This window comes from Neopusillimonas aromaticivorans, from assembly GCF_030344915.1.
In the GTDB taxonomy this organism is placed as follows: domain Bacteria; phylum Pseudomonadota; class Gammaproteobacteria; order Burkholderiales; family Burkholderiaceae_B; genus Neopusillimonas; species Neopusillimonas aromaticivorans.
The window spans coordinates 2650732-2663307 of sequence record NZ_CP128233.1; the positions used below are offsets into that span (position 1 = coordinate 2650732).

At 56.4% G+C, this 12576-nt stretch carries 6 protein-coding genes, 2 tRNA genes and 5 pseudogenes; 10 read left to right on the top strand and 3 right to left on the bottom strand.

Going from position 1 to position 12576, the window contains the following annotated elements; genetic code table 11:
* Positions 1 to 254 precede the first annotated feature (254 nt).
* Both N7E01_RS14585 and N7E01_RS14590 read right to left on the bottom strand, forming a co-directional pair.
* Positions 255 to 1676 (bottom strand): heavy metal sensor histidine kinase, encoded by a 1422-nt coding sequence (locus N7E01_RS14585; protein ID WP_289173397.1) that lies wholly within the window; start codon positions 1674 to 1676, stop codon positions 255 to 257.
* Between the two features lie 2 nt (positions 1677 to 1678).
* A complete protein-coding gene (locus N7E01_RS14590; RefSeq protein WP_289173398.1) occupies positions 1679 to 2362 on the bottom strand; it encodes a heavy metal response regulator transcription factor in 684 nt (227 codons plus the stop codon).
* A 251-nt stretch (positions 2363 to 2613) separates the two neighbouring features.
* Between N7E01_RS14590 and N7E01_RS14595 the strand changes: the two genes are divergently transcribed.
* From N7E01_RS14595 to N7E01_RS14610, 4 genes and pseudogenes are all read left to right on the top strand, one after another.
* Positions 2614 to 4398 (top strand): copper resistance system multicopper oxidase, encoded by a 1785-nt coding sequence (locus N7E01_RS14595; protein ID WP_289173399.1) that lies wholly within the window; start codon positions 2614 to 2616, stop codon positions 4396 to 4398.
* Between the two features lie 32 nt (positions 4399 to 4430).
* A pseudogene (locus N7E01_RS14600) lies at positions 4431 to 5354 on the top strand (copper resistance protein B).
* Between the two features lie 27 nt (positions 5355 to 5381).
* Positions 5382 to 5864 (top strand): cupredoxin domain-containing protein, encoded by a 483-nt coding sequence (locus N7E01_RS14605; RefSeq protein WP_289173400.1) that lies wholly within the window; start codon positions 5382 to 5384, stop codon positions 5862 to 5864.
* 30 nt (positions 5865 to 5894) lie between these two features.
* Positions 5895 to 6242, top strand: a pseudogene (locus N7E01_RS14610) (c-type cytochrome); the annotation flags it as partial.
* Between the two features lie 168 nt (positions 6243 to 6410).
* Here the strand turns inward: N7E01_RS14610 and N7E01_RS14615 are convergent.
* Positions 6411 to 6495: transfer RNA gene (locus N7E01_RS14615), tRNA-Leu, on the bottom strand.
* A gap of 153 nt (positions 6496 to 6648) precedes the next feature.
* Between N7E01_RS14615 and rnr the strand changes: the two are divergent.
* From rnr to N7E01_RS19035, 6 genes and pseudogenes are all read left to right on the top strand, one after another.
* A pseudogene (gene rnr, locus N7E01_RS14620) lies at positions 6649 to 9101 on the top strand (ribonuclease R).
* 31 nt (positions 9102 to 9132) lie between these two features.
* Positions 9133 to 9878, top strand: a pseudogene (rlmB, locus tag N7E01_RS14625) (23S rRNA (guanosine(2251)-2'-O)-methyltransferase RlmB).
* A gap of 123 nt (positions 9879 to 10001) precedes the next feature.
* A pseudogene (locus N7E01_RS14630) lies at positions 10002 to 11232 on the top strand (cystathionine gamma-synthase family protein).
* 350 nt (positions 11233 to 11582) lie between these two features.
* Positions 11583 to 11858 (top strand): HU family DNA-binding protein, encoded by a 276-nt coding sequence (locus tag N7E01_RS14635; protein ID WP_289173401.1) that lies wholly within the window; start codon positions 11583 to 11585, stop codon positions 11856 to 11858.
* A gap of 172 nt (positions 11859 to 12030) precedes the next feature.
* Positions 12031 to 12106 (top strand) — tRNA-Val (locus tag N7E01_RS14640).
* 92 nt (positions 12107 to 12198) lie between these two features.
* Entirely contained in the window at positions 12199 to 12495 is a 297-nt protein-coding gene (locus N7E01_RS19035) for a helix-turn-helix domain-containing protein (RefSeq protein ID WP_350495041.1), read from the top strand.
* Positions 12496 to 12576 lie beyond the last annotated feature (81 nt).

Genomic DNA, 12576 nt, shown 5'->3' on the forward strand with positions numbered 1-12576 from the left:
GTTAGCGGCGAGGGCGGCTCTGGCACAGCAGCACTGGGCGTAAGCGAAGGACTGTTCACCACGATGGTACTGGTCAGGTTCTTGAATGCAGTGTTCATCGGTCATTTCCTCTGAGATCAGTCGACGGTTAAACTTTACCGTACCCCCAAAGTCGCAGGTATGACCCTGGACGTCAAGGTTTTGACTTTGCACGCCATTGATTAATGGTCGTCTGTGGTCATGCACCGCTTGTCCCTTCGGGTTTGCTCCGTTGGCTACGGTAGCCGGGTATGTTTCAAAAGAACTTCAAAGCACGTCATTTCATTATTGGATGACGCAGTGACCTGGCCGCCATGCGCCTGAACAATGGACTTCACGATGGCCAGGCCAAGCCCGGCACCCTCGCCATTGCGATGCCGCGAGGCATCCGGGCGGTAAAAGCGCTCGAACAGGTGCGCCAGGTGTTCGGCCGGAATGGTGGGCCCAGGGTTTGCGACGCGAATGCTTACGGCGTCGCCGTTGTTCTGTACGCTTGCCTGTACGGTACCGCCTTTCGGAGTGTAGCGGATGGCGTTCGACAGCAGGTTCGAGAGCGCCCTGCGCAGCATGGCCCTGTCTACAGCGGCAGTTAACGTTTCGTCGCCGCAGACGAGCATCGCGACTTGACGCTCCTCGCACCAGGCTTCGAAGAAATCGGCCAACTCGCGCAGTTCGGCCACCAGTGGCACGGCTGTGCGCTCCGGTTCGATCAGGCCATTGTCTGCCTTGGCCAGAAAAAGCATGTCGCCAATCATCTTGGCCATGCGCTCGTACTCTTCAAGGTTTGAATAAAGTATTTCGCGGTACTCCTGCGCAGTTCGCGCCCGCGATAACGCCACCTGTGTCTGGGTCGTCAGGTTCGTAATGGGAGTGCGCAGCTCGTGAGCGATGTCTCCTGAAAAATTTGACAGTCGTCTGAAGCCGTCCTCCAGCCGGTCGATCATTTCGTTGAAGGCGGTGGCCATGGGCGCCAGTTCTGCGGGAACACCCGTTGAGTCAAGCCGAAGGTGCAGCTGCTCTGAATTGATGCGGTTGATTTGCTGGCTGATGCTTCTTATGGGAGCGTGACCTTGATGAACCGCCAGCCATGTGGCGGCAATGGCAATCAGGCAGGCCACCGCCGTCAACCACCACAGATACCTGTGAAAGCTGTTCAGAAAATGCAGGTGGAAGTCGATGTCGATGGCGAGAACCACAGCAAACGGTTCGACCTGTTGGCCGGTGCCAAGGGCCAACTGCACTAGCGCGCCGCGGAAGGTCTTTCCTTCATGCTGCCAGGACGACACGGTGTTGTCGTTAATCTCGTCTGCGGGATGCAGTTGTCCAAGTGCGGTTTCCAGATCGGCGCCCTGGGTGGCATAGAGCACCTGACCATTGCTGTCAGCGACCATGAATTCCGCGTTGTGGTGGCCGGACAAGGTGCTGTCGAAATGCGCTTTCAGTGCATTGGTGGCTGTAGTGCCGTCAAACTGCTGCAAGGTGGCTTGAATCGAGGTTTTGGCGGCGTTCAGTTCATGGATGTCCTGTTCCACGAAGTGGGCAGTGATCGAGCGTTCCACCAGCCAGCCGAAACATAACAGCAAGGCGGTAATGCCTGCACCGATGGAAATCGTCAGGCGCAGGGCCAGCGAGGGCGGGGACTTCAGGAGCCCGGGCATGTCTATCTGGCTTCGGGAACGTCGAGCATGTAGCCCATGCCACGCACCGTATGGATCAGTTTCGGTTCAAAAGCATCGTCGATCTTGGCGCGCAACCTGCGCACGGCTACATCGATTACGTTGGTGTCACTGTCAAAATTCATATCCCAAACCTGAGATGCTATCAGTGAGCGGGGAAGCACCTCGCCTTGCCTGCGAACGAGCAGTTCGAGCAGCGCGAATTCCTTGTTGGTCAGGTGGATACGCACGTCGCCCCGCATGGCGCGGCGGCGGGGAATGTCCAGCACCAGATTGGCGACCTGTATCTGTTCGCTCAGAACGGCCATGGCGCCGCGTCGCAGTAGCGTGCGTACTCGCGCCAGCAATTCGGAAAAAGCAAAAGGTTTGACCAGGTAGTCGTCGGCGCCCAGTTCCAGCCCCTTTACGCGGTCTTCAATACTGTCGCGGGCGGTAAGAAACAGCACGGGCGTGACAGACTGCGCGTCGCGCAGCGCCTGCACGATGCGCCATCCGTCCACGTCGGGAAGCATCACGTCCAGAATGATCAGGTCATAAGGCTCGGTAAGCGCCCGATGATGACCGTCAAGGCCGGTTTGAACCCAGTCCACTTGAAAGCCCGCCTCGGCAAGCCCTTGCCGAAGGTAGTCTCCGGTTTTCACCTCGTCTTCAACAATCAGCAGTTTCATCTTCGGGTTTCCGTGCCTCGGGGCTAGCCTCTGATTTTTTACGAGCACCTACTGTAACGCAGCGACGCTGACGCAGACATTACCGGAACATGACAAAAATGTAATTCAGGCGTCATGCCTGTGACAGCCGGCGCTCGCTACAGTGATGACCTGCCGAAAGCACGCCGGACTTTTCCGGAAGCGGCATGATTTAGATCATTTTTTAAGGATTAATTTCACGTGAGACAGTCTGGCTCAGGTTTTCCCCCTACATGCCGCGTCGCCGTTTCGTTCAAGGCCTGGCCGCAGGCGGCGTGATGCTGGGTTTATCACCGTTTGCCCATGCGGCCGGCATCGTGTCTTCCCAGGCTCGCACGGGCACGGCCCCGTTGCTTACCGGAACCGAGTTCAACCTGGAAGTGGGGCAGTCGCCGGTGAACTTCACGGGTAACCCGCGCATGGCATTTACCATCAATGGTTCGGTGCCCGCACCCACGCTGCGCTGGCGCGAAGGCGATACGGTGACCATACGGGTGAAGAACACCCTGAAGGAGGATACATCCATTCATTGGCACGGCATCATTCTTCCGTATCAGATGGACGGTGTGCCGGGTATCAGCTTCCCGGGCATTCCCCCTGGGGAAACCTTTGTGTACCAGTTCAAGCTGGAGCAAAGCGGCACGTACTGGTATCACTCGCATTCGGGCATGCAGGAAGCTCAGGGCATGTACGGTGCCATAATCGTCGAGCCGCGCGATGCCGACCCCATTCGTGTTGATCGCGACCACATCATTCAGCTTTCCGACTGGACAGACGAGCATCCGATGCGGGTGTTGTCCAAGCTGAAAGCGCAAGGCGATTACTACAACTACAACAAACCCACCGTTGTCGACTTTTATCGCGATGTTTCCAAAATGGGGATGAGCGCAGCGCTTGAGAAGCGCCAGATGTGGAACGAGATGCGCATGAGCCCGACGGACCTGGCCGATCTTTCCGCCGATGTGCTCACCTACCTGATGAACGGCACAACGCCTGCCGGCAACTGGACCGGGCTGTTCCGGCCTGGCGAACGCGTCCGGCTGCGGTTCGTGAATGGCGCGGCCAATACCTTCTACGACGTGCGCATTCCGGGCCTGAAGATGACGGTGGTGCAGGCCGACGGCCAGAATGTGGAACCGGTGACCGTCGATGAATTCCGCTTTGGACCTGGGCAAACCTACGACGTGGTGGTGCAGCCCAAGGACGATGCCTACACCGTGTTCGCGCAGTCGATGGACCGCACGGGCTACGCACGTGGCACCCTGGCAGTGCGCGAGGGCCTGACGGCGCCCGTTCCTGACCTGGATCCGGTGCAGTGGCTGACCATGACCGACATGATGGGTGATATGGGCGGTATGGACCACGGTGCCATGGGCCACGGTGCGATGAACCACGGCGCTGCCGGTTCGGCTGCCATGAATCACAGCGGGATGAATCACGGTGGCATGAATCATGCGGCCATGGGGCACGGTTCGGCAGCTTCTGCGGGGCCGAGCAAAACCGTGCTGCATGCGCGAACCGAGTATGGCCCAAGCGTCGACATGCGCGTGGATACCCCGCGAACAAACCTGGATGATCCCGGCATTGGCCTGCGTGACAACGGCCGTCGTGTGCTGAACCTGGCCGACTTGCATACCGTGGGTGGCCCGATGGACCCGCGTGGTGCAGAGCGCGAGATTGAGCTGCACCTGACAGGCCACATGGAGCGCTACAGCTGGTCGTTTGACGGTGTGGAGTTCGGTCAGTCAACGCCGGTGCATTTCCGTTATGGGGAGCGTGTTCGGGTCATTCTGCACAACGACACCATGATGACCCACCCGATGCACTTGCACGGTGTCTGGAGCGAACTGGAAACACCCGATGGGGCCTTCCAGGCGCGATTGCACACGATTCCGGTGCAGCCGGCACAGCGCATCAGCTTTCTGGTCACCGCCGACGCCCTGGGGCGCTGGGCCTGGCATTGCCACCTGATGTTCCACATGGATATGGGCATGTTCCGTGAAGTGGTGATTGCATGAGAACCACTGACATGACAAAGGATATCGGAATCATGACTTCTCTCACAAAGCGTACAGCGCTTGTTCTTTTCACCGCAGGGCTGTTGCCGTTTGGCGTGCAGGCCCAGTCTCACGATGCCCATGCCGGTCATGGCGCTCCACCTAGCGTTAGCCAGGGCGCTGCGTCTTCGTCTGCCGATCAGGCGCCTATGGATCATGGAAATATGCAGATGCAGGGTGGCTCTGCTCCTGCCGATGCGCGCGACCCGGACGCCTATTCCGGGGGTTCACGCGTAACGAAGGGCAGTTCGCGCTGGATCCGCGCCACCGCCTGCGTATGTCCGATGAGCACCTGTTTGCCAGTTTCCGCATGGACAAGTTGGAATATGTTCGGGCCAAAGGCGACGAATGGGGCGCCTATGAAGGCCAGGCCTGGTTCGGCAGCACCTTCAACCGCCTGGTGCTCAAGGGGAAGGGGAGTTTGCGGATGGCAAGATGCATGAGTCGCGCACTGAAGTGCTCTGGGGCCATGCCGTCAGCCCGTTCTGGGACACCCAGTTGGGTGCGCGCTTCGATTATGGTCGCGGGGAACCCTCGCGTCAGTGGCTGGCATTCGGTGTGCAAGGGCTGGCCCCTATTGGTTCGAGCTCGATGCCACGGCGTATCTGGGCTCGGGTGGCCGCACGGCCTTGCGGTTCAGCGCCGAATACGACGTGCTGCTGACCCAAAAGCTGTATTTGCAGCCGGCCGTGGAAGTTAATTTCTATGGCAAGGGCGATCCCGAGCGCGACATCGGGCAGGGCTTGTCGGATGGCAAGATTGGCTTGCGGCTGAAGTACGAGGTGACTCGCCAGTTCGTGCCCTACATCGGCGTAGAGTGGGCAAGCAAGTTTGGTAAAACAGCTGACATGGCACGCGACGCCGGTTCGGCACGGCAGGAGACCCGTTTTGTGGCGGGCGTGAGTTTCTGGTTCTAAATTCGTTTATTTTTAAGGGTAAACAGCATGAAGAAATTTGTATCGATTCTGGTTCTTGCATGTGCTCCTGCATTGGCCTTTGCTGCCGGCGAGCATTCAGGAGGCCACAGCATGGGTGGTCACACCATGTCGGGTATGTCCGGCATCGGTAAACCGGGTGATCCGGCGAAGGTCAGCCGAACCATCGAGGTGGTAATGGATGACACGATGCAGTTCACCCCCGCACAGATTGATGTGAAGGCAGGCGAAACCATTCGGTTCTTCATCAAGAATACGGGCAAGCTGCAGCACGAAATGGTCATCGGCACGCTTGCCGACCTGAAAGCCCATGCCGAGGAAATGAAGAAAATGCCCGGCATGCAGCACGTAGAGCCCAACATGATCACACTGAATGCCGGCCAGCGTGGCGGCCTGGTGTGGACATTCGACCAGGCAGGTACGGTGGATTTTGCCTGCCTGATTCCCGGTCACATGGAGGCCGGCATGGTGGGCAAGGTGAACGTGAACTGACGCCTGAGCAACTGATATGTCGAAAGCCCGATGGGTTGTGGTTTCTGCTGCGTCAGGGTTGGCCGTGTTGGCTGCCACCGTTTATCTGACGTCGTTGGGGAAAACGATGGCTTCATTGACCCATCGGCCGATGAGGGGCGTATTACTCTGGGTAAGACGGTGTACGCAGCAAACTGTGCTGCATGTCACGGGGTCAACCTGGAAGGGCAGGCAAACTGGCGCGAACGGCTTGCAAATGGACGTTTGCCTGCACCGCCTCACGACAAGACAGGCCATACCTGGCACCACCCTGACAGGTTGCTGATAGACATGGTCAAGAACGGCCTTGTGCCTGGTCGTACGGCCCCATCGGCCTACGAAAGCGATATGCCTGCCTATGCCGGGATATTAACTGATGAGGAAATTGTTGCCGTGATTGCCTACATAAAAAGCACCTGGCCCCTAAGGGGTTACAGGCCCAATGAATGTCGGTGTCCCCCTTTAATGATGAAGAGCCAAAAAACCCAGCTAAACACTAAGCTTAGCTGGGTTCTCTGTGTACAGCGGTGGTGCCCAGGAGAGGACTCGAACCTCCACACCTCGCGGCACATGGACCTGAACCATGCGCGTCTACCAATTCCGCCACCTGGGCATTACGATTGCGTGACACACTAACTATCTTGACCGCTTCAGCTTAAGACCTGTTAATCTAGCAAGCTGTTAGCGTTGGTAGCGTCAAGAAATTCGTCATAACCAACCGAGAACAGAATTATATATCAAAAATTTTAAAAGGGAAATTTGTCCTTTGAACAAACGAAAAAAAATCGACTCGCCCGACACCCACAATGTGTCAGGTGCGCCGGCTAACGGGTCAGACTTACCGCCCGACTTTGACCCGCACGTACCCTCGCGGGAAGAAATTCTTCAATTCTTGCGGGAACTTGGCAAGCCTGTCGGGCTTGACGACCTGGCGCGCGGCATGGGTGTGCAGGTGCCCGTTTCAGTGGGTTTCGATCGCCGTGTGCGCGCCATGGAGCGCGACGGGCAGGTCTTGTATAACACCCAAGGAAAGTTGTTAATCAACAACAAAATGGATTTCATCGCTGGAAAAGTACAAGGCCACCGCGACGGCTTTGGCTTTTTGTTGCGCGAAGACGGTGGACCCGACCTGTTTTTACAGCCGCGCGAGATGCTGAAAGTGTTGCATGGCGACCGCGTTCTGGCCAAACTTGACGGCGATTATCGCGGCCGCCCGCAGGCCGCCATTGTTGAGGTGGTCGAGCGCCGTACCAACCGGTTGGTTGGCCGTTTCCTGTATGAACGCGGCATCAGTATCGTTGTACCCGAAGACCAGCGTATCAAGCACGATGTGCTGATTGCTCCGGGCGATATCGGCGGCGCCGAATCGGGCCAAGTGGTCACCATCGAGATTCTTCAGCAGCCGACCCGGCACACCCAACCGGTGGGTCGTGTGGTTGAAGTGCTGGGCGAAATCGACGACCCGGGCATGGAAATTGAAATTGCCGTGCGCAAGTTCGATGTGCCGCATGAGTTTTCACAGGCTGCGCTGGCACAAGCTGCGTCTGTATCCGATACCGTTAAACGCAGCGAACTGAAAGGCAGGGTCGATTTACGCGACATTCCATTCATCACTATCGATGGCGAAGACGCGCGCGATTTTGACGACGCGGTGTATTGTGAAGCCGTCGATCTGGGTACGGAAAAGCGTCGCAAGCCGGGCTGGCGTTTGCTGGTGGCCATTGCCGACGTTAGCCACTATGTCAGGCCCCACGATCCGCTCGACGACGATGCCCTTGAGCGAGGCACCAGCGTTTATTTCCCGCGTCGGGTCATTCCCATGCTGCCTGAAGCGCTGTCAAATGGCATTTGCTCATTGAACCCCGGTGTAGATCGCCTGGTGCTGGTCTGCGATATGGTGATTCAGGCCACGGGTACCAAGGCCGGCACGGTTACGGCTTACCAGTTTTACGATGCGGTCATTCACTCGCACGCGCGTACCACGTACACGGATGTCTGGTCTGCCTTGCAGCAGCCCGAGGGGCCGGCGGCCAAGGGAATGAAAGCGGTCTATCCGCATGTCAAAGACCTTTACGAGTTGTACCACTTGCTGTCGCAGTCCCGGGTCAAGCGTGGCGCCATCGATTTTGATACCGTCGAAACCAAAATCATCTGCAACCCGCTGGGCCGTATCGAAAAAATCGTGGCCTACGAGCGCAATGATGCCCACAAGCTTATTGAAGAATGCATGCTGGCAGCGAACACCTGTGCGGCTGACTTCATCAAACGCAATAAACGCATCGGCTTGTACCGTGTGCACGAAGGGCCAACCCCGAAAAATTGCAGGCGCTGCGCGATTATTTGCGTAATGTGGGTTTGTCAATTGACGGTGGTGATGACCCGTCAACCAACGATTACGCCAAACTGCTGGTTGCCGCCAAGGGTCGTCCAGACTACGAGGTGATCCAGACCATGTGTCTGCGGTCGATGCAGCAAGCCATTTATAGTCCGGAAGAGTCAGGGCACTTCGGCCTGGCCTACGATGCCTATGCACATTTCACCTCGCCGATTCGTCGCTACCCCGACCTGCTGACACACCGTGTCATCAAGTCCATCATGGCCGGGAAACGCTATATCCCTGACCTTGAGGATATCGCTGCTGCGGTGTCATTGCCGCAAAAAGATCGCGAACACGGTGTCTGGGAAAAATTGGGCTTATTGTTGTCTGCACGCGAGCGTCGTGCCGATGAGGCCTCACGTGACGTTGAAGCGTGGCTAAAATGCTGGTTTGTCAAAGAACATGTTGGTGAGGTTTTCAGCGGTCGTATTACTGGTGTGGCCACGTTTGGTGTATTCATTACGCTCGATACGTTGTTTGTTGAAGGACTGGTTCACGTTTCCGAACTTGGGTCCGATTACTTCCAGTACAACGAAGCGCTGCACGAACTGCGGGGTGAGCGCACCGGTATCCGTTACCGGCTGACTGATGCCGTGCAGGTGCAGGTGGCCCGTGTTGATCTTGAAGCCCGTCGCATCGAGTTTCGTCTGGTTCAGGGTACAACCTTTAAAGCCTTGCAAAAGGCCTCAGAGCCTCGCTCGGAAACCTTGCGTCGCCCTAAAAAAGCGGCATCGGCCAAGCCGGCAGCACTCAAGGGCACAACAGCACGGCAGCGGCGGGAAGCGGCCAAGCGCAGTGCTCGTCCTGCGGCTCCTGCCAAGAAAGGCCGTGGTCGTCGCTAACCTGTTCTGACGCCTTCAATCAAGGAAATTTATGTCGTCTCTTCAGGTTTTGGCGGGTTTTCATGCCGTGGTGGCGCGGTTGCGCCATGCCCCGGCATCCATCAAAGAAATTTATGTCGAGGCCTCGCGCCGCGACAAGCGCATGCAGACATTCATCCAGCAGGCGCAGGCGGCTAACGTCAAGGTGTTGCCTGTCGCGGCTGAACGTCTTGATGGCCTGTCAAAAGGTACTCGTCACCAGGGTGTGGTTGCGCTGGCCGAAGAGCATCAGTTGGCCGTCGATATTGACGAATTGCTCGATGACCTGGAAGCGGCGGGCAAAGTACCGTTTTTCTGGTGCTTGACGGCGTCACAGACCCGCACAATCTGGGGGCGTGCCTGCGCACGGCGGATGCGGCCGGGGTGCATGCTGTTATTGCACCCAAAGACCGTGCAGTGGGGTTGAATACCACGGTTCAGCGCGTGGCTTGCGGTGCGGCTGATACGGTTCCGTACCTGATGGTCACCAATCTGGCCCGCACCTTGCGTCAACTGAAAGACCGTAACGTCTGGGTGGTCGGTACCGATGATCAGGCCAGCGGCACTCTGTACACCGTTGACGCCCGACGTCCCATGGCCTGGGTGATGGGGGCCGAAGGTGAGGGTATGCGGCGCCTGACTCGCGAAACTTGTGATGAACTGGTTACCATTCCCATGCAGGGTTCGGTTGAAAGCCTGAATGTCAGTGTCGCCAGCGCCGTTTGCCTTTACGAAACCGTGCGTCAACGCGTCGGCTAGTGGTGTCGTTTTTTTACGCTATAGCGTTTTTGCATGGCCCATTTCGATGCCGCAGCGCGGCGGCGGGCCGCTTGAGCCAACTGCGCTCTAACGGCCGTATTCACTATTCTTTATCAGCATCTCATGTCAAATAACGGATTTTCCACCACCATTTTGCACTCCGACCGGCGCGGTGGCGTCGAACATGGCGGGGTTCACAAACCGCTGCACCCTTCCTCTGAATACGCGTATACCGACGCCCGTGAGCTGGCGGCGGTGTTTCAGGGCAAGGCCGGGTACACCTATGCGCGTCAAGGTACGCCAACGACCGGGGCACTGGAAGCCAAAATCACCCAAATGGAAGGCGGTGTCAGTTCGGTGTCATTCGCCACCGGCATGGCGGCACTGACGGCCACGTTTTTTACCTTGCTGAAAAAGGGCGATCACCTGATTTCAAGTCAGTACATTTTCGGTAATACCAACAGTTTGCTGGGAACCTTGTCCGATTTAGGGGTGGAGGTAACGCTGGTTGATGCCACCGATGCTGAGCAGGTCAAGGCGGCCCGGCGCCCGCAAACCCGCATGGTCTTTACCGAAACCATCGCTAACCCGGGTACGCAAATTGCCGACTTGAAAGGCATTGGTCAATGGTGCCAGGAACAAGGTCTGGTGTATGTGCTTGACAGCACCTTGTCAACGCCCTGGCTGTGCCGTGGCGTGGATGTCGGTGCGTCGCTGGTGGTTAATTCCATGTCCAAGTACATTGGGGGCACGGCCATGCGCTGGGCGGAGCAGTTACCGATACCGGGCTGTTCGACTGGTCGGTGTACCCCAATATTGCCGAACCGTATCGCAAAGGTAACCCAACGTCCTGGGGGCTTACCCAGATCAAGAAAAAAGGGTTGCGCGATATGGGGGTACCCTGTCATCCGATGCGGCTCACCGCATTGCTGTGGGCGCTGAAACCTTGTCACTTCGCATGGACAAGGCCTGCAGCAACGCCATGGCACTGGCCACATATCTTGGGCAGCATCCCCGTGTGAAACTGGTGCGCTACCCCGGTCTGGTGTCGCATGCCCAGCATCAGCGTGCGGCAGATCTGTTCAGCGGCCGCTTTGGCGCCTTGCTGGGTGTCGAACTTGCCGCTGACCTTGATGTCTTTGACTTCCTGAATCGTTTGAAGGTGCTGGTGCTGGCGACCCATCTGGGCGACACCCGGACCTTGGTTTTACCGGTAGCGCATACCATCTACTACGAAATGGGGCCCGAGCGTCGCGCCTTGATGGGTATTGGCGATAATTTGCTGCGAATTTCGGTAGGTATTGAAGATACTGAAGATCTGATCAAGGATTTTGAACAGGCCTTGTCGACCTGAGCAGCCTTGTTGATCTAATTAGCCCTTGTCACCATAAGCTGTATTAATCATTACAATTTTTTGTGTCGATCCGGGTTAAACGGGTCTTGTATTTGAGCAGTTCAGGTTTTATATTACTCGGCACAACCGCAGTCTCAAAAGCCAGCCGCCGTGCGGGTTCTCGGTGTTCAGCTTTTGTTCAGGCCTGGTTTTAAAGGCCTGCTGCTTGCCCAACGCACCAAAGCCTTGTCTGGTGCTGCCCGGCAGATGTCCAAAGTGGTAAACAGCGCCCAGGTGCTGTCCTTCTCAACAGGGTGTCAGGCAGGGCGCTGTCCGGGTCTGGCGATAATAATTTTCAGGGGTATTCCTTAATGAACAAAACTGAGCTTATCGAGCACATTTCCACCAAGGCTGATCTTTCCAAAGCCGACGCGGCTCGCGCCCTCGAAGCCTTCATTGGCGCCGTCAAAACGACGCTCAAGAAAAAAGGCGGCACTGTAACCCTGGTGGGCTTCGGTACGTTTGCTGTTACTGAACGCGCGGCCCGTACAGGCCGTAACCCTCGCACTGGCGAAGAAATCAAAATCAAGAAAGCCAAAGTGCCCAAGTTCCGTCCGGGTAAAGCCCTGAAAGACGCGGTTAACTAAGCCTGAAGGCTACGGTTAACCACTCCGGTATGAAGAAAATTATGTGGCCAAGGGTGTTTCACTTGCAAAATAAAAAATAGTTGGCTATAATTCTTTTCGCGTTAGACATGAAGTGAAGTGGCCCCAACGCTTCTGTTTCAAAAATAAATTGAAATAGTAGCTGCCAAACAAGGGGTGCTTAGCTCAGTTGGTAGAGCGGCGCCCTTACAAGGCGTAGGTCACAGGTTCGACCCCTGTAGCACCCACCACTTAATGTTTATAAATCAACCACCTTAGAGCGATCTGGGTGGTTTTTTTATGCCTGTTTTCTGAAAAAGCCGGCTAACTGTTGCAAGCTGTCGTGGCCCGTTGCGCTGACGACTCTCGAGTTTGCTGCCAATGTTGTCCATCCTGTTTTCGCGATCAGAAAAGAGAGGGGCTTTCTCAAACAGAACTCGCGGAAAAGGCTGGTATTTCACGTCGAGCGCTCAGCAAAATTGAAAATGGTGCGGACTGTACACTTTTCACGCTTAGAAGACTGTATGACGTCTTGAGGATTAATCTCGAGTTTCATAAGGCAAAACGTTATAACCTAGATGAAATCAACGAGCGAAATCGCAGAGAATTTTTGCGTATTCAACAGCAGAAAAAGGGATAGGTCATGGATCATAAACGTATGGTTGACTCGGTTCCAGTAGAAGCCACAGAGTAAAAATTTTCATGAATATTACTTACCAGT

Excerpts from the sequence above, each read along its gene's own strand:
- N7E01_RS14635 (WP_289173401.1), top strand. The coding sequence starts at position 11,583 with ATGAACAAAACTGAGCTTATCGAGCACATTTCCACCAAGGCTGATCTT.
- N7E01_RS14590 (WP_289173398.1), bottom strand. The coding sequence starts at position 2,362 with ATGAAACTGCTGATTGTTGAAGACGAGGTGAAAACCGGAGACTACCTT.
- N7E01_RS14595 (WP_289173399.1), top strand. The coding sequence starts at position 2,614 with ATGCCGCGTCGCCGTTTCGTTCAAGGCCTGGCCGCAGGCGGCGTGATG.
- N7E01_RS14605 (WP_289173400.1), top strand. The coding sequence starts at position 5,382 with ATGAAGAAATTTGTATCGATTCTGGTTCTTGCATGTGCTCCTGCATTG.
- N7E01_RS14585 (WP_289173397.1), bottom strand. The coding sequence starts at position 1,676 with ATGCCCGGGCTCCTGAAGTCCCCGCCCTCGCTGGCCCTGCGCCTGACG.